Here is a 17,782-nt window from a genome sequence, read left to right as displayed (position 1 = left end):
TAAGTACTTCCCCTCCTCGCACAAGTCTTCCCACGCCAGTATTCTTGACACCTAAACATTTGATAAATCATGTTGTTGCTCCCGACAACGATGACCCACCAAGGAAAGCCATGAAAGCCTCGATCCGTCTCTGTGTGCGCACCGGCCTCGCGCTGGGCCTGAGCGCCATCGCCGTTGCCAACGCATTGGCTGCCGACCTCAAGGTCGGTTTCATCACCTCCCTTTCCGGGCCGGTGTCGTCGCTGGGCATTCCCTACGACAAGGGCATCAAGGCCGGCATGGCCTACAAGGCGGAAGTCGCGGGCCACAAGATCCAGCTGATCGCGCTGGACGACGGCTCCGACCCCTCGACCTCGGCGCGCAACGCACGCAAGCTCATCGAAGAAGACAAGGTCGACGTGATCATCGGCACCGCAGGATCGCCCGGTTCGCTGGCCATCGCCGGCGTGGCGCGCGAGACGAAGACGCCGCTGATCTCGATTGCCAATGCCAACCTGCCGGGCGAGGAGGGTGCGTGGATGGTCACGCTGCCGCAGCCCGCGCCGCTCATGGTCAACGCGGTGGTCGAGCGCATGAAGAAGTCGGGCGTCAAGACGGTGGGCTACATCGGCTTTTCCGACGCGTGGGGCGATCTGGTCTATGACGCGCTGATGAAGAGCGCGGAGCCGGCCGGCATCAAGGTGGTGAGCAACGAACGCTATGCGCGCGCCGACACCTCGGTGGCGGGTCAGGTGCTCAAGATCGTGGCGCTCAAGCCCGATGCGGTGATCACCGGCACCTCGGGCACGCCCGGCGCGTTGCCGTACCTTGCGTTGATGGACCGCGGCTACAAGGGTCAGATCTACGGCATGCATGCCCTGATCAACCCGGACTTCGTGCGCGTGGGCGGCCCCTCGGTCGAAGGTCTGCTGGCGCCGACCGGCCCGGTGATCGTCGCCGAGCAACTGCCCGAAACGAACCCGATGCGCAAGGCGGCGATGGACTTCCGCGCGGCCTACCAGAAGGCCAACGGCGCGGCGCCGACGGATGCCTTCTCGGCCTATTCTTTCGACGCCTGGCTGGTGATGCTGGATGCCGCCACGCGCGCCAAGGGCGAGCCCGGCACTCCGCAATACCGCGTGGCCTTGCGCGACGCGATCGTGAGCACCAAGGAGCTGGTGGGCACGCACAGCGTCTACAACTTCAAGCCGGACAACCGCTACGGCTCCGATGATCGCTCGCGGGTGATCGTCAAGCTCGAAAAGGGCCAGTGGAAGCTTCAGCCGTGAAGATGGCGATGAAGCGTCTCACCAAAATCTTCGCCGTCACTTCGCTCGCATTGGGCGTTGCGCAGGCCTTCGCTGCCGACCTGAAAATCGGCTTCATCAGCTCGTTGTCGGGCCCGGTGGCTGCCTTGGGCATCCCTTATGAAAAGGGCATCCGCGCTGCCATTGCGCAGCATCCGATGATCGGCGGGCGCAAGGTCGAGCTCATCGTGCTGGACGATGCCTCGGACCCCACGACGGCCGGGCGCAACGCGCGCAAGCTGGTGGTGGACGACAAGGTCGACGTGCTGATCGGCACTTCGGGTGTTCCCGGTGCGATGGCGATTGCCGCCGTGGCGCGCGAGACGCAAACGCCGCTGATTTCGCCCACGCCGGTGGTCATTCCGGGCGCGGATGGCGCGTGGACCGTGACGGTGTCGCAGCCCTTTCCGCTGATGGTGGCGGCGGTCGTCGATCGCATGAAGAAGTCCGGCGTCAAGACGGTGGCTTTCATCGGCTTCTCTGATGCGCTGGGTGACCTGGCCTACGACTCGCTCGTGAAGAGTGCGGAGCCGGCCGGCATCAAGATCGTCGCGAATGAGCGTTATGCGCGTTCGGATTCGTCCGTGGCGGGGCAGGTGCTGAAGATCGTGGCGCAGCGTCCTGATGCGGTCTTTGCGGGGAACTCGGGCACGCCCGGGGCATTGCCGTACCTGGCGCTGGCTGAGCGTGGCTACAAGGGCCAGATCTACGGCACGCACGGTTTGATCAATGCGGACTTCGTGCGCGTGGGCGGTGCGTCGATCGAGGGCTTGCAGGTGCCGAGCGGGCCGGTGCTGGTCGCGGACCAGTTGCCGGACAGCAACCCGATCAAGAAGGTGTCGATGGCCTTCCGCAGCGACTACCAGAAGGCCAATGGGGCGGTGCCGACGGACGCTTTTTCTCCCTACACCTACGACGCGTACCTGCTGCTGGCCGATGCGGCGTCGCGCGTGAAGGTCGAGCCGGGCACGCCGCAATACCGCACTGCACTGCGCGACGCCATCGTGAGCACCAAGGAGCTGGTGGGTACGCACGGCGTTTACAACTTCAAGCCAGACGACCGGTATGGGTCGGACCAGCGGGCTGTTGTCATGGTGCGGATGGAGAAGGGCCAGTGGAAGCTGGTTCCCTGATCTCGTTCATGCGCAGCATCAACCGCTCTGTGGGTCGTGCTCGTTTCGGCGCGCACCGCATGCCGGGCTCGGGGCGTGCAACTGTCGCGTTCGCCTCCATCGCATGACGAACTACCGCAGCCGCCCCGATGCGATTCGTGCGCTCGTTCAGGGTGACAGGGTGCATCGTGACCTGTATCTGAGCGACGAGCTGTTCGCCCTGGAGCAGGAGCACTTCTTTGCGAACACCTGGAATTACCTCGGGCACGCAAGCCAGGTTCCGGATTCCGGCGACTTCGCGACGCAGGACATCGCGGGGCGGCCGCTGTTGATGGTGCGGCAGCCCGATGGCGGCATCAAGGTGTTCTACAACCGCTGCGCGCACAAGGGCACGCAACTCGTCAGCGATGCGTGTGGCAACGCGGGCAAGTTCTTTCGTTGTCCGTACCACGCGTGGACCTACAAGCTGGACGGCTCGCCGCTCGCGATCCCGATCAGGAACGGCTATGAGGGCACGGGGCTCAAGGATTGCGAGTCGGGGCGAGGGCTGACTGAACTGCGGCACGTTGCGGTGTATCGCGAGTTCGTCTTCGTGCGACTGGGTGACGAGGGCCCGGCGTTCGAAAGCTATTTCGGCGAGGTGCTGCGCGCCATCGACAACATGGTCGACCGCTCGCCCGAAGGCAAGCTCACGCTGGCGGGCGGCGCGATGCGCAACATCGTCCATTGCAACTGGAAGATGTACCTGGAGAACATCAACGACACCGTGCATCCGCCCTCGACGCACGAGTCGGCCACGCGGGCGGCCAGCGCCCTGTGGGAGGGCCACGCGCCCGATGAGCCCAAGCCGATGGCGATGGAGCAAATATTGCCCTTCGGCTCCAGCTACGACTTCTTCGACAAGATGGGTGGGCGCGTGTTCGCGCACGGGCACAGCGTGCTGGGCGTCAACTTCAGCATTCATTCGAACTACGCGGCGCTGCCCGAGTACGAGCAGGCGATGCGCGATGCGCACGGCGCGGAGCGCGCCACCGAGATCCTTCAGCGCTCGCCGCAGAACTCGGTGCTGTATCCGAGCCTGTCTGTCAAGGGTTCGCCGCAGGCCATTCGGGTGATTCGGCCACTCGCTGCCAATCGCACGCTGGTCGAGGCCTATGCCTTTCGTGCTGCCGGTGCGCCGGACGTGCTTTTCGAGCGCGCGATGAGTTACAACCGACTCGTGTTCTCGCCCATGTCCGTGGTCGCGCACGACGACGTGCACCTGTTCGAGAGCATCCAGAAGGGCCTGCGCGCCGACGGCAACGAATGGGTGAGCCTGCATCGCAACTACAGCCCTGACGAGTTCAGCGAGCCCACGCAGACGACCAACGGCACGAACGAACTGCTGATGCGCAATCAGTTTCGCGCCTGGGCCGAATTCATGACTTTGCGCATGGAGGCCTCGACGTGAGCGATTCAATCGATCCTGCTTTCAGCGAATTTGCCTTGTGCGATCTTGTTGCGCGCGAAGCCGCGTTGCTGGACGAAGGGTTCTTCGATGAATGGCTCGATCTGTTTGCCGAAGACGGGCGCTATTGGGTGCCCCTGCTCGGACGGCAGCAGAGCGATCCGCATTCCCACAACTCCATCGCGTTCGAGGACAAGCTCTTGCTGAAGCTGCGCGTCGAGCGCCTGAAGGATCCGCGCGCGCACTCGCAGCATCCGGCCAGCCGCTGCCAGCATGTGCTGCAGAACTCGCGCGTCGAACGCATCGATGCAGCCGCCGGCACGGCCACGCTGCGCACGCCCTTTCTCTACATCGAGGCGCACGGCGAACACCAGGTGATGCTGGCGGGCAGCTACCACCATGTGCTGGTGCGCACGCCCGAAGGACTGCGCATCCAGCTCAAGCGTGTCGACCTGCTCGGCGCCGAGCGAGCCCTGCCCGCTGTCCAGCTGTTCATTTGAATCGCTTTTTTTCCCCTGTTTGATCCACAACCCACGAGGAGCCACTTGACATGAAGTGCTTGATGAAGACCTTGACCCGCTGCACGGTCGCAACCGCTGTCCTGACCGCCTTCGTTTCCAGTGCGCTGGCGGCGGATCTCAAGGTCGGACTGAGCGTTTCACTCTCGGGTCCGAACTCCTCGCTCGGCGTTCCCTATTCCAAGGGCATGCAGGCCGCGCAGGCCTACAAGGGCGAGATCAACGGCCGCAAGGTCCAGCTCATCGTGCTGGACGATGGCTCCGACCCGACCACGGCCGGCCGCAACGCGCGCAAGCTGATCGAGGAAGACAAGGTCGACGTCATCATGGGCACCTCCGGCGTGCCGGCCGCCATCGCCATGGCGCAGGTCGCCAAGGAAACGAAGACGCCGATGATCGGCCTCACGCCCATCCTGCTCGATCCCGCCGAGAACCCGTGGGTCGTGACGGTTGCGCAGCCCACGCAACTGATGATCGACGCGGTGGTCGAGCGCATGAAGCGCAACAACGTGAAGACGGTCGGCTACATCGGCTTCTCCGACGCATGGGGCGACCTGGTCTACAACGCGATGATGAAAGCCGCACCCAAGGCCGGCATCACCGTGGTGAGCAACGAGCGCTATGCACGCGCCGACGCTTCGGTCACCGGACAAGTGCTCAAGATCGTCGCGCTCAAGCCCGACGCGGTGATGACGGGCGGGGCCGGCACGCCGGGTGCGCTGCCTTTCCTGGCGCTGCAGGAGCGCGGCTTCAAGGGCGGCATCTATGGCCAGCACGGCCTGATCAATCCCGACTACGTGCGAGTGGTGGGTGCGGCCGGGCAGGGCGCGCTGATGCCCACGGGCCCGATCATCGTGGCGGAGCAACTGCCGGACACCAACCCGACGAAGAAGATCGGCCTGGACTTCCGCCAGGTCTTCCAGAAGGTCAACAACGCGCCGACGACCGACGCGTTCTCGGCCTACTCGTTTGATGGATGGCTGGTGTTTGCCGACGCCGCCGCGCGCGCCAAGGGCGAGCCCGGCACGCCGGAGTTCCGCGTCTCGCTGCGCGACGCCATCTTCAGCACCAAGGAAGTGGTGGGCACGCATGGCGTCTACACCTTCAAGCCCGGTGACCTGTCCGGCGTGGACGAGCGCGCACGCGTGATCGTCAAGCTGGAAGACGGCAAGTGGAAGCTGGCGCCGTGAACGCCTGCCGGAACAAGAAGTAGTCGGGAGGAATCTCAATGACATGGGACGTGGCACTCATCCTGGGCATCGATGGCCTGGCAAACGGTGCCGTTTATCTGCTCGCCGGGCTGGGACTGGTGCTCATCTTTTCGGTGACGCGCGTGGTCTTCGTGCCCTTTGGCGACGTGGCCGCGTTTTCGGCGCTGACGCTGGCGGCCTTTGAAACCGGCCGCATGCCGCCCACCATCGGGCTTGTGCTCACGCTGGCGGCGCTTGCGGTGTTGACCGAGGTCGTGAGCCTGGCGCGACGCGGCGAGTATTCGCACATCCCCAAGGCGATTGCCGTGTGGGGCCTGCTGCCGGCCGTGCCTTGCGCACTGGCGTGGCTCGCGTCACGCTTTGGTGCGCCGGCGCCGCTGCAGATTGCGGCGACCGTGCTGTTGGTGGTGCCGATTGCGCCGCTGCTGGCACGCGTGGTGTTCCAGCCGATTGCGGATGCCTCGGTGCTGGTGCTGCTCATCGTGTCGCTGGCGCTGCACTTCCTGATCTCGGGACTGGGCTTGTTGTTCTTCGGGCCGGAAGGTTCGCGCACGCAGGCGCTGGCGTCGGGCACGCTGGCGCTGGGCGACGGGTTCACTGTGAGCGGGCAGGTGATCCTGATGGTGGCTTCGGCCATCGTGCTGAGTGGCCTGTTCTTCCTTGTGTTCGAGCGCACGGTGGCGGGCAAGGCGCTGCGCGCCACGGCCGTCAACCGCGTCGGCGCGCGGCTGGTCGGCATCCGGCCGGCGCGCACCGCCATGCTGGCTTACGGTTGCGCGTCGCTGCTGGCGGGGCTGATCGGCATCCTGATCGCACCGGTCACGACCATGTACTACGACTCGGGCTTCATCATTGGCCTGAAGGCATTCGTGGCGGCGATCATCGGCGGATTGGTGAGCTACCCGATGACGGCCATCGGTGCGCTTGCGGTCGGTCTTGTCGAGAGCTTCGCTTCGTTCTGGAGCGGCGCGCTCAAGGACGTGATCGTGTTCAGCCTCTTGATCCCCGTGCTCATGCTGCGATCGTGGTTGACGCCGCAATCGGATGAAGAGGAAGAGGAGGTGGATGAATGAACCACCTCACACGCTTCCGCCTGCTCGTCGGCGTGGTGGTGCTGGCCATTGCGCTCGCACCGCTGGCGCTGGGCAACTTCACCGTTTCGTTGATGAACGACATCGGCATCGGCGCACTGGTGGCACTGGGGTTGGTGCTGCTCACCGGCGTGGGCGGTGCGACTTCGTTCGGTCAGGCCGCATTCGTCGGCATCGCGGCATATGCGACGGCGTGGCTCACGACGACGCAAGGGCTCTCGCCGTGGATCGGCCTCGCATTCGCGCTGCTGCTCACGGGCCTGTCTGCGCTGGCGATCGGCATGCTGACGTTGCGACTCGGCGGGCACTTCCTGCCGCTGTCAACCATCGCATGGGGCCTGTCGATTGCAATGCTGTTCGGCAATGTCGATGCGCTGGGTCGCCACACGGGTCTGTCGAACATTCCTGCGCTGAACATCGCGGGCTGGTCGCTGGTCGATCCACGGTCGATCTACTACCTGATCTGGTTCATCGTCGGGCTCGCCTTCCTGTTCAGCTACAACCTGCTCGCGTCGCGACCGGGTCGTGCCATTCGCAGCCTGCGCGGTGGTGCGACGCTGCTGGCCAGCGTGGGCGCGGATGCGTACCGCGTGCGCCTGTCGCTGTTCGTGCTGGCGGCCTTGTTGGCGGGACTGGCCGGCTGGCTGTATGCGCACATGAACCGCTTCGTGAGCCCCGCACCTTTTGACGTGCGTGCCAGCATTGAATACCTGCTCATGGCTGTGGCCGGCGGGTTGGGTCAACTCGCGGGCGCACTGGTGGGTTCGGCGCTTGTTCTCGCACTCAAGAACACCTTGCAGGACGTGCTGCCCATGCTGACCCAGCGGGCAGGGCAACTGGAGGCCATCACCTTCGCGGCGCTCTTCATCCTGCTGGTGCACTTTGCGCGCGGCGGCCTGATGGGCTTCCTGCGCAAGCTGACGCGCGGCCGCATCCATGCGCCGCAGTCCGATGAAAAGCTTGCGGGTCCGGTCGAGCCGCTGCCGCATCGCCAACTGCCGGCGCGCGGCACGCGCATCCTGTCGGTCAATGGGGCGGTGAAGCGCTTCGGTGGACTGGTGGCGGTGAACGACGTGAGCTTCGAGGTCAACGCCGGCGAGATCATCGGCCTCATCGGACCCAACGGCGCAGGCAAGTCGACGATGTTCAACCTGCTGACCTGCACCTTGCCGATGTCATCCGGCCAGGTGCGCTTCCTGGACCGCGACATCGCCGGCATGCCGCAACGCGAGGTGGCGCGACTCGGCCTGGCGCGCACCTTCCAGCACGTGAAGCTGCGCCCGCACATGAGCCTGCTGGACAACGTGGCGCTGGGTGCACATTCGCGCACGCGCGCCGGTGTGCTCAAGGCCGGCCTGCGGTTGGACCGCACCGAAGAGCGGCAGATCCTGCAAGAGGCCAAGCGGCAACTCGACCGCATCGGCCTTGGCGACCGCGCGCATGAACTGGCGGGCAGCCTGCCGCTGGGCACGCAGCGCATCCTGGAAATCGCCCGTGCACTGGCCGCCGACCCTGTGCTGCTGGTGCTGGACGAACCGGCTGCCGGCTTGCGACGCAAGGAAAAGATGGCGCTCGGCGAACTGCTGCGCAAGCTGCGCGAAGAAGGGGTGACGATCTTGATCGTCGAACACGACATGGACTTCGTGATGAAACTGGTGGACCGTCTGGTCGTGATGAACTTTGGCTCCAAGCTGGTCGAGGGCGTGCCCTCGGCAGTGCGCGCGGACGAGCGCGTGCAGGCGGCGTATCTGGGGAGCGTGGTATGAGCGCCGCGCCGGGCCGCCCCAAGCAAGCTCGCGCCCCCTCGGGGGGCAGCGAGGACACGTCAGTGCCGAGCGTGGGGGTGCTGAAATGATGCCCATGCTGGAGATCGGCGATTTGCACGTGTCCTATGGGCAGGTCGATGCCGTGCGCGGCGTGTCGCTCTCGCTCGACAAGGGCCAGATCATCTCGGTGATCGGCCCCAACGGCGCGGGCAAGACCACGCTGCTGGCCGCCGCGATGGGCTTGCTGCCTTCCAAGGGCCTCCTGAAGTTCGAAGGCGAAGACATGCACGGCCTGGACGTCGAAGCGCGCGTCGAGCGGGGCCTGTGCCTCGTGCCGGAAAAGCGCGAGCTCTTCGGCGAACTGACCGTGCTCGACAACCTGCAACTCGGCGCCTACACCAAGCGCCTGCGCAGCGACGCGCTCAGGAAGCGCCTGCAATCCGTCTACGACCGCTTTCCGCGCCTGGCCGAGCGCAAGTCGCAGCGCGCCAACACGCTGTCGGGCGGCGAACGGCAGATGCTGGCGGTGGGCCGCGCGCTGATGTCGGCGCCACGCCTCCTGATGCTCGACGAGCCCAGCCTCGGACTCGCGCCACTGGTCGTGCGCGACATCCTGACCATCGTGCGCAAGCTGCGCGACGACGGCGTGTCGATCCTGCTCGTCGAACAGAACGCCCGCGCCGCACTGGAAAGCTCCGACGAAGGCTACGTGCTGGAGACGGGCGAGATCGCGCTGCACGGCAAGTCCGGCGACCTCTCCAGCGATCCGCGCGTGCAGGCCACCTACCTGGGTGGCGGCACGCATGACGACGATTGAGCTGACATCCGGAGGCCATGCGCCATGAACGCATTTGACGTCCTGCTTCCCGCCGAGCGCACGTTGCCGGCCATGCTGCAGCGGCAGGCAACGCAATACGGCGACAAGCCGGCGCTGTCGATCGCCGGCGTCCGGTGGACGCACACGCAGGCCGCCGGCATCGTCGCCAAGCGTGCAGCCGCGCTAAAGGCCGCAGGCGTGCAACGCGGCGACCGGGTCGCGCTCATGTGCGGCAACCGCGTCGAATGCCTGGAGACTTTTCTGGCCTGCGGCTGGATCGGCGCGGTGTCCGTGCCGATCAACACCGCGTCGATGGGCCCGCAGATCGAGTACTTCCTGGCCAACAGTGGCGCCAGGCTGCTGGTCATCGAGGATGCACTGGTTGATCGCTTGCAGACAGCGGACCTGTCGAAGACGGAGCTCGCCGGCATCTGGATCGTTGGAGAGGACAAGGCGCCTTCCTTGCCCGCAGGCGTGACCTGCACCGGCTTCCCGGCCGCAAACGAGGCTGCAGAGTCAGCCGAGGTGCAACCGGGCGACACGCTCGCCATCCTCTACACATCCGGCACCACCGGCCCCGCCAAGGGGGTGATCTGCCCGCACGCGCAGTTCTACTGGTGGGGCGCCAACACTGCGCGCATTCTTGACGTGGGCGCGGACGACGTGCTGTGCACGACGTTGCCGCTTTTCCATATCAACGCACTCAACACCTTTGCGCAGGCCGCGCTCACGGGTGCCGAAGTGGTCTACGCGCCGCGCTTCTCGGCCTCGGGCTTCTGGCCCGCCATGCAGGCCTGTGGCGCGACCGTGGTGTACTTGCTGGGTGCGATGGTGCCCATCCTCCTCGCGCAGCCCGAAGGCGAGCGCGAGCGGGCGCATCGTGTGCGCATCGGCCTGGGGCCGGGCGTTCCAGCGCAGGCGGGCGATGCATTCCGGCAGCGCACCGGTGTGCAGTTGCTGGAAGGCTATGGGTCGACCGAGACCAACTTCGCCATCGCCACGCATGCCGATGCGCCGCGAAAGGGCGTGATGGGTTGGCTGCAACCCGGCTTCGAAGCCCGCGTGGCCGACGCCGCCGACGCCGCGCTGCCGGATGGTGAAGCCGGCGAGTTGCTGCTGCGCGCCGATCAGCCCTTCGCCTTTGCCACCGGCTACTTCAACATGCCCGACAAGACCGTGGAAGCCTGGCGCAACCTGTGGTTCCACACCGGCGACCGCGTGGTGCGTGAAGCTGACGGGTCGTTCCGCTTCATCGACCGCATGAAGGACGCCATTCGCCGTCGGGGCGAGAACATCTCCTCTTATGAAGTGGAGCAGGTGTTGCTCAGCCATCCGTCGGTCGCGACCGTGGCGGTGTACCCTGTGCAGTCCGAACTGGCAGAGGACGAGGTGATGGCCTCGCTGATTGCGCAGTCCGGTGAAAACGTCGACCCTGCCGAACTGGCCAACTATTGCGAGGCACGATTGCCGTACTTCGCCATTCCACGCTACATCGACATCGTCGACGACTTGCCGCGCACCGAGAACGGCAAGATCCAGAAATTCAAGCTTCGCGAGCGAGGCATCACGCCGTCGGCGTGGGATCGCCTTCCGCCGCGCCGCGCATAGGAACTTTTTTTCATGGCTTCATCCACTTCACTTCAGAACCGGCACGCACTCATCACCGGCGCCGCACGAGGCATCGGCGCGGAGATCGCGCGCACGCTTGCGGCCGAAGGCGCCAGGCTCAGCCTGCTGGGCCGCCAGCGCGAAAGCCTGCAGCGCCTGGCGGACGAACTGCCGGGCAGCGGACACACTGTCGTCGTGGCGGACGTGGCCGATGCGGCCTCCGTGGCCGAGGCTTTCGCGCAGGCACGCGCGGCGCTGGGGCCCATCGCCATCCTCGTCAACAACGCGGGGCAGGCCGGCAGCGCGCCATTTCTCAAGACCTCGCACGAGCTGTGGCAACAGATGCTGGGCGTCAACCTCACGGGCACCTTCCTGTGCGCGCAGGCGGCATTGCCCGACATGCTGCAAGCCGGTTGGGGCCGCATCGTCAACATTGCGAGCACGGCGGGGCAGAAGGGCTACCCCTACGTCAGCGCGTACACGGCGGCCAAGCACGGCGTGATCGGCCTCACGCGCTCGCTTGCGCTCGAGGTGGCGCGCAAGGGCGTCACGGTGAACGCGGTGTGCCCCGGCTACACCGAGACGGACATCCTGCGCGACAGCATCGCCAACGTGGTCGCCAAGACCGGTCGCACTGCGGACGAAGCGATGGCCGAGTTCTCCGCGGGCAACCCGCAGCAGCGCATCGTGCAGCCGGCCGAAGTCGCGGACGCCGTGCGCTGGTTGTGCGGCGCGGCCGCAGCGTCGGTCAACGGCCAGTCGATCTCGGTGTCCGGCGGAGAAGTGATGTGAGCGATCCGAATCCGACGATGAGCGCACCCTTCGTGCGCGAGCGGCTCATCCGCTTTTCGGACTGCGATCCGGCGGGGATCGTTTTCTATCCCCAGTACTTCGTGATGTTCAACGGCCTCATCGAGGACTGGGTCGAGGAAGGCCTGTGCATCGGCTATCGCAAGCTGATCGTCGATCGCCGCGTGGGCTTGCCGACGGTGCGGCTCGAAGCGGAGTTCAAGGCCGTGAGCAAGATGGGCGACCGGGTGGCGCTGTCGCTGGAAGTGGAGCGCCTTGGAGGCACTTCGCTCACGCTGGTGCTGCGCTGCACGGGCGCCGATGGCGAGTTGCGCATGAAGATGCGGCAGGTGCTGGTGACGACGTCGCTGGAGAGCCATCGGGCGATCGAGGTGCCCGACGATCTGCGAAGCGCCATCGCAGCGCCCAAGGTCCCCAATTCATGAGACTGGCGTGCTCAACGAAACTGCTCGATCTTCTTTGACGCCACGATATTGAGGTTCTCCGCCTTGCCGGGCTCCTTGCGACGCACCGGAAAGACGTCCTCGAACTCATAGTCCTTCAGCGACGTGGTGGTGTAGGGCCGATCGGTGGCGGTGATCAGCTTGGCGTCCACTTCGCCGGACTTGGCGGGCCGCACGAGCGCCTGGTGGTCCGGATTCAACGCCGTGGCTTTGGTGTTCTTTTCCATCTTGCTCCATCGCTTGTACGAGATGCGCACGTCGTTTCCGGCGATGTCGAAGCGCACGTAGAGCGAATCGCTCGCGCCCACGTGCGACGTGATGCGGACCCCGTAGACCGGGCCGTCGAAGCGCAATTCCTGCGCCACGCCCAGCAGCATCGTCTTCCAGTCCTGCGCACCGGCCTGGTCGTGCGTGTACTGGTGTTCCTGGTTGATGACGCCGTACAGCGCAATGCCGTTGGCGATGCCGGCAGAGCCGTTCGTGCTGGCCCATCCGGCAAAGGCGCGCGCCTTGGCGGCGTCGACCTGCGCGCCTCCCGATCCCTTGTAGTCGTGGAATCCGTAGAGACCGCCCGTCACCTGGAAGCAGACCGCCTGGCAGCTCTGGATGCTGGGAAAGCCCAGCGACTGCGTGTCGAATGCGACGTGGTTGTTGCCGACGTAGTGCATGCAAGGCCTTTCGATCGGGAAGACGGGTGAAGTGGAACGCGAACGGCATGAGCCGTTTTCAGACCTTCGCGTGCCGATTCACGAAAGCCGTGTCCACGCCGCGCGGCGTCAGGACGGCAAGCGCGAGCGCGGCGATGAACAGCGCAGGTACGTCGCCCACCAGATGCCCCATCTGGCCCGGCTGCGTCAGCGCCTGCACGGCCATGATGCCGCCATGCACGATGCTTGACCACACCGTGAACCAGATCAGGCTGAGGTGGGCAAGCGGATCGCGCACGGCGCGCAAGAGAAACACGCCGAGGGTGGCGTAGATGCCGGCGATCATCAGCGGATAGTCTGAATGGCCGGCATGCCAGGCCCAACCGGACGGCCAGACGACCATGAGCGGGTAGAGGGCCAGGCAGGTCAGCCCGGTCACGACGAGGGCGACACGCAGAAAGCCCAGGCGATCCATCGAAGTCATTTGGCGGACTCCTTTTCGACACGGACGAACGCGCATTTTGCGCTTTCGTCACCCAACTTCGGGACACCAGGGGTGGGTCAGAAGCACTCCTGGCCCTGCACCTTCAGGCGGCAACTCCAGTTGAACGCCTTCACACCATTCTTGGCTGAAAAGCGATAGATGGCGGTGGCTTCGTTCGCGATGGCGTCGGGCAGCGGCATCACCAGCGGTGCGGCCGTGGAGTTGGTATAGAAGTTGATGAAGCAGGTGCGCTCCGGCTCGCACAGCCGTGCGATCTGGCGCTCGTAGGCGTCCTGCTGGCTCGCCTGTGCGGAGGGGACCAGCACGGCCTGCACCAGGCCTTGATGACCGATCACGGTCCATCCTTCAGGTTCTGCGGCCGTCGCGATGCCGACGAAGGCAAGCGTCATGACTGCACCGCGCAACAAGCGGGTGGCTGGCGGTGTGGGGTTCATGCGTGATGGTCCTGCTTGTTCAGTTCATGGCCGACGCTTGCGTTCGCAACAGGTCGACGTAGGCGGTTTCAACCAACTGGGTCGGTTCCACGCCGAGTTTCGTCATGAGCGCGTGCGCTTCCGCGATGCCCGCATCGATCGATTCATTGTCTTGCAGCACGACTTCGAGTTCGATGAATGACCCCAGGCCCTGGACGTCATCCAGATGCACGCGTGTCCTGCCGACAAGGTAGAGCGTGCGCTGCTTCACCACGCGGCCAGACTGGCCATGGGCGAGGCTCAGGCATTCCCGCAGTCCTGCCGGGTCGGCCGTCGGCGTGCGAATGTAGAAGGACTCCTTGGGCCCTGGCTGATCGGCACGGCGATAGAAGATCAGTTCGCCCTTGTCGGCCGAGAACGCGCGCAGCTTCAAGCGGCCGGTGTCGCAATGAAAGAAGGTGTCGTCTTGCGCGATGTGGATGGGGCCTTCGGCGCCAAGGCTGGCGGCTTTGGCCTCAAGTGCGCGCAAGTCTTCGACGCGGGCCTTGATCTCGATGTTGCGGGCCATTTGACGCTGGCTTCAGCAGGCGACTGGCGACTTGAGGGCGTCGCAGGTTTCGAACAAGTGCATGAGCGGAGTCCTGGATGTCTGCACTCATTGTGCCCGCCCGGTTGAAGTTCGTTGTGCGCGAATTGCGGGCGCGGCGACCGCTCAATGGATCGTGACGTGACCTTGTCGTCCACCAGGAGATCGCGCACGCGGCTCAGGTTGGTGTACGCGCCGGACGCCGGCTCGCCAAGGCGAGCACGTTGCGCGTGCAAAACCCTAGCCAACCATGCCCGCGTAGGTCGCCTTGTACTTCGCAGGAACCTCCACCGGCACGATGGCCCCCGCGAGGATGAGCACGATCACCAGCGACAACGCGGCGCCCACCACCACGGGCAGCGCAATCGTCAGCACGCGAACGCGCGGCGACACGCTTGAAAGGCGCCGATACGCAGCGCACCCCACATGCGTGAACAGCGCGACGATGGCGATGAAGTAATAGGGCGCGAAGAAAAACAGGAATGGCGGAACATGAAACCCCGCCGCGCCGAAGTAGAAGGTCGTGTCCAGGTCGAGTATCGTGCGCGCATACAGCACCGCGCTCACGTGAATGAGCAGGAAGCCCGCCACGGCCGCCCCTGACAACGCCTGCAGCCAGGCCACCGCACCCCGCCTGCGCCGCCACCCTTGAAGCAGCAGCCAAAGCCCGCTGCAAACCTGAACCGCGACACACAGGAGCAAAAGGACTTCGACCACCGGCTGCCGGTAGATGGTGCGCGCAGCGTCCATGAACGCCATGTGCTTCGCAACGCCGCCCAACGCGGCCAAGTGATTGGCGAGATGCAACAGCACAAACACGGCAACGACGACGACTGTCGATCGGTGCAGCGCGCGAAGCTTCATGCCGGATCGAGACTTGGTGTGCCGCTCATGGAGCGTGATGACACACCGCCTCGATGTTGTGGCCATCCGGGTCCCGCACAAACGCGCCGTAGTAGTCCGGGTGATAGTGCGCACGCAAGCCGGGCCCGCCGTTGTCCGTGCCGCCCGCCGAGATGGCGGCCGCGTAGAAGGCGTCGACCGCCGCACGCGTGTCCACGCGAAAGGCAACATGAACGGGTGGCACGTTGGCCTGTCCGCCGGCGACCCAGAAGTCGGGCTTGGGAGCCACGCCAAAACCTGCGACGTCGGTACGGCCCGTCACCGAAGCGGGAATCTCCATCAGCAGTTCATAGCCAATGGCCGCAAGCGCCTTGACGTAGAAAGCCTTGCTCTTGCCGTAGTCGCTGACTGAAATGCCGATGTGGTCGATCATGCTGCGATCGTAGTGAGCGGCTTGGCGCAGATCAAGGCCAATTCAACGCAACCAGCTCACTCGTCCAGTTCCGGATACCGCCTGAAGATTCCGTCCTCGTTGAACGCAATGCGCCGCGGGCTGTGCAGGTAGTCGTGGATGCGCTGCAAGCGCCCCACGTTGCCATGCAACTTGGCCACCGCGGGCGTGCGCGACATGGCGTGCGCCGTGGCCTTGGGGAAGGCGTAGCGCAGCCCTTCGATCAGCTGGAACAGCGACAAGTCGGCATAGGTCAAGCGCTCGCCCACCAGATGCACGTCGCCTGCGGGGTTGCGTTGCAGCACGCGTTCAAACCACTGGAGGAACTTCGGAATGCGCTCGCGCCGGAATGCCGCGGACTTCGCGAGCGCCGCATCGCGCTGTTCATCGTAGTAGTTCGACACCGAGACCGGATGGTGCGTGTCGTGCGCCTCGGCCACGGCGTCGGCAATGGTGAGCTGCAGTTGATGTGCCCAGAGCGCGTCGCGCTCGTTCACGCCCGCCAATCCCAGCCTCGACCCCAGGTACAACAGGATGCAGGCGGTCTGGCCGATGACCACGTCGCCATCGACCAGGAAGGGAGGCGCGAACGAAGCCCGTGGATTGCGCGGGTCGTGCAGGCGGCGGCTCAACTCGGCCTCGCCGCCACCCTTGGAGGGCGGTTGGCGTGCCACGTCGATATAGGGCGCGCCGGCGGCTTCCAGCGCCAGCCGCACAAATTCGCCGCGGCCCTGGATGGTGGGCCAGTAATGCAGTTCGTATGCCAAGTTCAACCTCGAGCAATAAATGCTATTCGACTTTCAAGCCCTTGATCGCCGGGTCGGCGGGCGGCAAGGTCAACTTCATCTCCGACAACTTCTTGAGCAGGAGCCGCGCGATCATCAGGTTGCGATGCGTCTTGCTGTCGGCCGGAATCACATACCAGGGCGCATGGTCCGTCGAGGTCGCACCCAGGGCCTTTTCGTAGGCGCGCTGGTACGCGTCCCACTTCTTGCGCACCTCCAGGTCGCCCCGCTCGAACTTCCACTGCTTGCCGGGCGTGTCGATGCGCTCCTGCAGGCGCATGCGCTGCTCTTCCTTGCTGATGTGCAGCATGCACTTGACGACCACCGTGCCGGTTTCGGTGAGCAGGCGTTCGAAGTCGTTGATGTGCGCGTAGCGCTGCTCGACCTGCTTCTTGTCGATCCAGCCTTCGACCGCGGGCACCAGCACGTCTTCGTAGTGGCTGCGGTTCCACACCATCAACTGGCCTGCACTGGGCACGACGGCGTGGCAGCGCCAGAGGTAGTCGTGTGCCTTCTCCGTGTCGTTCGGCGCCTTGAAGGCCGTGACGCGCACGCCCAGCGGCGAGGTGCGCGAAAACACCCAGCGAATGGTGCCGTCCTTGCCGCTGGTGTCCATGCCCTGCAGCACCAGCAGCACCTTGCGGCGGCCTTCGGCGTGCAGGCGGTTTTGCAGCTGGTCGAGTTCCTGCGCCAGTTCGTCGAGCAATGCGCGTTGTTCTTCGTTGCTGCCCTCGGCGAAGGGCGTGTCGGAAGGGTCGATCTTCGAAAGCTTGAACTTGCCGCCATCGACGCGATACGGTTTGAAACTGGCCATGCGGGGCGCCCTTGTTGTTCGGTTGGAATGTCGAGACTAGGGCGTGTCGCACGTTCGGGCAAGCCGCCTGTTATCTCCTTCCCCTCCCGGGGGAAGGTCGAGATGGGGGCATACGGCATGTCCTGGATCCACCGCCGATGCCCCCACCCCGGCCCTCCCCCGGCGGGGGAGGGAGTTCCAGTCAACGCTCGTCGTTGTCCTTGCCCGTTGCGTCATCCACACTCGCACTCCACCGATCGCCCCAACCACCGCCCCTTGCGTCGTCGAGTTGCCGGCGTTGGCGCTTGGTCGGGCGGCCCTGCTCGATGGCCAGCGCGGGTTCGCTGCCCATGCGCCGCTGCTCCCGCGCCTCGGCCTGCGCCGCCAGGCTCTCGGGTGTTTCCTCGTAAAGCTGCTGCGCGACGGGCGCCGGGCCCCGCTGGCCGCTCAGCCCGCGCACGAGCACCGTGCGCGTCACCGGTCCCTGGCGCAAGGTCACGGTGTCACCCGGCTTGACTTCGCGCGAGGCCTTGGCCACGTCGCCATTGACCTGGATGCGGTGCTTGCCGATCTCGTCGGCCGCGAGCGAGCGCGTCTTGTAAAAGCGTGCGGCCCACAGCCACTTGTCGATGCGCAATCTGTCCATATGA

Annotated in this window: 20 protein-coding genes; 11 read left to right on the top strand and 9 right to left on the bottom strand. The window is 65.3% G+C overall.

Features of this window, described 5'->3' with window-relative positions; genetic code table 11:
* The first annotated feature begins 110 nt into the window (after positions 1-110).
* From QTI66_RS10715 to QTI66_RS10665, 11 genes are all read left to right on the top strand, one after another.
* Positions 111-1,268, top strand: a complete 1,158-nt coding sequence (locus QTI66_RS10715) for an ABC transporter substrate-binding protein (protein ID WP_286559488.1) — start codon at positions 111-113, stop codon at positions 1,266-1,268.
* 8 nt (positions 1,269-1,276) lie between these two features.
* The gene (locus QTI66_RS10710) at positions 1,277-2,419 is read left to right on the top strand and encodes an ABC transporter substrate-binding protein (RefSeq protein WP_286559487.1); all 1,143 of its coding nucleotides are present in this window, start codon (positions 1,277-1,279) and stop codon (positions 2,417-2,419) included.
* Positions 2,420-2,522: 103 nt separating this feature from the next.
* Entirely contained in the window at positions 2,523-3,848 is a 1,326-nt protein-coding gene (locus QTI66_RS10705) for an aromatic ring-hydroxylating dioxygenase subunit alpha (RefSeq protein WP_286559486.1), read from the top strand.
* A complete protein-coding gene (locus tag QTI66_RS10700) occupies positions 3,845-4,345 on the top strand; it encodes an aromatic-ring-hydroxylating dioxygenase subunit beta (RefSeq protein WP_286559485.1) in 501 nt (166 codons plus the stop codon). Before QTI66_RS10705 ends, QTI66_RS10700 begins: the two co-directional genes overlap by 4 nt.
* A 50-nt stretch (positions 4,346-4,395) precedes the next feature.
* Positions 4,396-5,553 carry an ABC transporter substrate-binding protein gene (locus tag QTI66_RS10695; protein ID WP_286559484.1) on the top strand — a complete coding sequence of 386 codons (1,158 nt, stop codon included), beginning with the start codon at positions 4,396-4,398 and terminating at the stop codon, positions 5,551-5,553.
* 38 nt (positions 5,554-5,591) lie between these two features.
* On the top strand, positions 5,592-6,647 hold the full coding sequence (locus tag QTI66_RS10690) for a branched-chain amino acid ABC transporter permease (RefSeq protein ID WP_286559483.1): 1,056 nt from the start codon (positions 5,592-5,594) through the stop codon (positions 6,645-6,647).
* Positions 6,644-8,431: a branched-chain amino acid ABC transporter ATP-binding protein/permease gene (locus tag QTI66_RS10685; protein WP_286559482.1), complete on the top strand. Its 1,788-nt coding sequence runs from the start codon at positions 6,644-6,646 to the stop codon at positions 8,429-8,431. The genes QTI66_RS10690 and QTI66_RS10685 overlap by 4 nt, the downstream gene beginning before the upstream one ends.
* An 85-nt stretch (positions 8,432-8,516) precedes the next feature.
* Positions 8,517-9,248, top strand: a complete 732-nt coding sequence (locus QTI66_RS10680; RefSeq protein WP_286559481.1) for an ABC transporter ATP-binding protein — start codon at positions 8,517-8,519, stop codon at positions 9,246-9,248.
* Between the two features lie 24 nt (positions 9,249-9,272).
* Positions 9,273-10,856 (top strand): ATP-dependent acyl-CoA ligase, encoded by a 1,584-nt coding sequence (locus QTI66_RS10675; RefSeq protein WP_286559480.1) that lies wholly within the window; start codon positions 9,273-9,275, stop codon positions 10,854-10,856.
* A 12-nt stretch (positions 10,857-10,868) separates the two neighbouring features.
* The gene (locus QTI66_RS10670; protein ID WP_286559479.1) at positions 10,869-11,648 is read left to right on the top strand and encodes an SDR family NAD(P)-dependent oxidoreductase; all 780 of its coding nucleotides are present in this window, start codon (positions 10,869-10,871) and stop codon (positions 11,646-11,648) included.
* A 17-nt stretch (positions 11,649-11,665) separates the two neighbouring features.
* Entirely contained in the window at positions 11,666-12,091 is a 426-nt protein-coding gene (locus QTI66_RS10665) for an acyl-CoA thioesterase (protein ID WP_286559966.1), read from the top strand.
* Between the two features lie 11 nt (positions 12,092-12,102).
* Here QTI66_RS10665 and QTI66_RS10660 read toward each other — a convergent pair whose 3' ends face one another.
* The 9 genes from QTI66_RS10660 to QTI66_RS10620 form a co-directional block, all read right to left on the bottom strand.
* Entirely contained in the window at positions 12,103-12,777 is a 675-nt protein-coding gene (locus QTI66_RS10660) for a hypothetical protein (RefSeq protein WP_286559478.1), read from the bottom strand.
* A gap of 58 nt (positions 12,778-12,835) precedes the next feature.
* Positions 12,836-13,240, bottom strand: a complete 405-nt coding sequence (locus QTI66_RS10655; protein ID WP_286559477.1) for a DUF6632 domain-containing protein — start codon at positions 13,238-13,240, stop codon at positions 12,836-12,838.
* A 77-nt stretch (positions 13,241-13,317) separates the two neighbouring features.
* Positions 13,318-13,695 carry a hypothetical protein gene (locus QTI66_RS10650; RefSeq protein WP_286559476.1) on the bottom strand — a complete coding sequence of 126 codons (378 nt, stop codon included), beginning with the start codon at positions 13,693-13,695 and terminating at the stop codon, positions 13,318-13,320.
* A gap of 19 nt (positions 13,696-13,714) precedes the next feature.
* The gene (locus QTI66_RS10645) at positions 13,715-14,242 is read right to left on the bottom strand and encodes a class IV adenylate cyclase (RefSeq protein ID WP_286559475.1); all 528 of its coding nucleotides are present in this window, start codon (positions 14,240-14,242) and stop codon (positions 13,715-13,717) included.
* Positions 14,243-14,500: 258 nt separating this feature from the next.
* Positions 14,501-15,124: a hypothetical protein gene (locus QTI66_RS10640; RefSeq protein ID WP_286559474.1), complete on the bottom strand. Its 624-nt coding sequence runs from the start codon at positions 15,122-15,124 to the stop codon at positions 14,501-14,503.
* Between the two features lie 25 nt (positions 15,125-15,149).
* A complete protein-coding gene (locus QTI66_RS10635; RefSeq protein ID WP_286559473.1) occupies positions 15,150-15,536 on the bottom strand; it encodes a VOC family protein in 387 nt (128 codons plus the stop codon).
* A gap of 56 nt (positions 15,537-15,592) precedes the next feature.
* Complete coding sequence (locus tag QTI66_RS10630) at positions 15,593-16,321, bottom strand: glutathione S-transferase (protein WP_286559472.1); 729 nt, start codon at positions 16,319-16,321, stop codon at positions 15,593-15,595.
* A gap of 22 nt (positions 16,322-16,343) precedes the next feature.
* On the bottom strand, positions 16,344-17,153 hold the full coding sequence (locus tag QTI66_RS10625) for a PPK2 family polyphosphate kinase (protein WP_286559471.1): 810 nt from the start codon (positions 17,151-17,153) through the stop codon (positions 16,344-16,346).
* Between the two features lie 181 nt (positions 17,154-17,334).
* Positions 17,335-17,778 carry an RNA-binding S4 domain-containing protein gene (locus QTI66_RS10620; RefSeq protein WP_286559470.1) on the bottom strand — a complete coding sequence of 148 codons (444 nt, stop codon included), beginning with the start codon at positions 17,776-17,778 and terminating at the stop codon, positions 17,335-17,337.
* Between the last annotated feature and the right edge of the window lie 4 nt (positions 17,779-17,782).

It is taken from the genome of Variovorax brevis, from assembly GCF_030317105.1.
Lineage (GTDB): Bacteria > Pseudomonadota > Gammaproteobacteria > Burkholderiales > Burkholderiaceae_C > Variovorax > Variovorax brevis.
The sequence above is the reverse complement of the archived record's forward strand: the minus strand, read 5'-3'. Positions and strand labels throughout refer to the sequence as shown.

Excerpts from the sequence above, each read along its gene's own strand:
- QTI66_RS10655 (WP_286559477.1), bottom strand. The coding sequence starts at position 13,240 with ATGACTTCGATGGATCGCCTGGGCTTTCTGCGTGTCGCCCTCGTCGTG.
- QTI66_RS10670 (WP_286559479.1), top strand. The coding sequence starts at position 10,869 with ATGGCTTCATCCACTTCACTTCAGAACCGGCACGCACTCATCACCGGC.
- QTI66_RS10625 (WP_286559471.1), bottom strand. The coding sequence starts at position 17,153 with ATGGCCAGTTTCAAACCGTATCGCGTCGATGGCGGCAAGTTCAAGCTT.
- QTI66_RS10650 (WP_286559476.1), bottom strand. The coding sequence starts at position 13,695 with ATGAACCCCACACCGCCAGCCACCCGCTTGTTGCGCGGTGCAGTCATG.
- QTI66_RS10665 (WP_286559966.1), top strand. The coding sequence starts at position 11,666 with ATGAGCGCACCCTTCGTGCGCGAGCGGCTCATCCGCTTTTCGGACTGC.
- QTI66_RS10660 (WP_286559478.1), bottom strand. The coding sequence starts at position 12,777 with ATGCACTACGTCGGCAACAACCACGTCGCATTCGACACGCAGTCGCTG.
- QTI66_RS10635 (WP_286559473.1), bottom strand. The coding sequence starts at position 15,536 with ATGATCGACCACATCGGCATTTCAGTCAGCGACTACGGCAAGAGCAAG.
- QTI66_RS10620 (WP_286559470.1), bottom strand. The coding sequence starts at position 17,778 with ATGGACAGATTGCGCATCGACAAGTGGCTGTGGGCCGCACGCTTTTAC.
- QTI66_RS10705 (WP_286559486.1), top strand. The coding sequence starts at position 2,523 with ATGACGAACTACCGCAGCCGCCCCGATGCGATTCGTGCGCTCGTTCAG.
- QTI66_RS10675 (WP_286559480.1), top strand. The coding sequence starts at position 9,273 with ATGAACGCATTTGACGTCCTGCTTCCCGCCGAGCGCACGTTGCCGGCC.
- QTI66_RS10685 (WP_286559482.1), top strand. The coding sequence starts at position 6,644 with ATGAACCACCTCACACGCTTCCGCCTGCTCGTCGGCGTGGTGGTGCTG.
- QTI66_RS10710 (WP_286559487.1), top strand. The coding sequence starts at position 1,277 with ATGAAGCGTCTCACCAAAATCTTCGCCGTCACTTCGCTCGCATTGGGC.
- QTI66_RS10695 (WP_286559484.1), top strand. The coding sequence starts at position 4,396 with ATGAAGTGCTTGATGAAGACCTTGACCCGCTGCACGGTCGCAACCGCT.
- QTI66_RS10715 (WP_286559488.1), top strand. The coding sequence starts at position 111 with ATGAAAGCCTCGATCCGTCTCTGTGTGCGCACCGGCCTCGCGCTGGGC.
- QTI66_RS10690 (WP_286559483.1), top strand. The coding sequence starts at position 5,592 with ATGACATGGGACGTGGCACTCATCCTGGGCATCGATGGCCTGGCAAAC.
- QTI66_RS10680 (WP_286559481.1), top strand. The coding sequence starts at position 8,517 with ATGATGCCCATGCTGGAGATCGGCGATTTGCACGTGTCCTATGGGCAG.
- QTI66_RS10645 (WP_286559475.1), bottom strand. The coding sequence starts at position 14,242 with ATGGCCCGCAACATCGAGATCAAGGCCCGCGTCGAAGACTTGCGCGCA.
- QTI66_RS10640 (WP_286559474.1), bottom strand. The coding sequence starts at position 15,124 with ATGAAGCTTCGCGCGCTGCACCGATCGACAGTCGTCGTCGTTGCCGTG.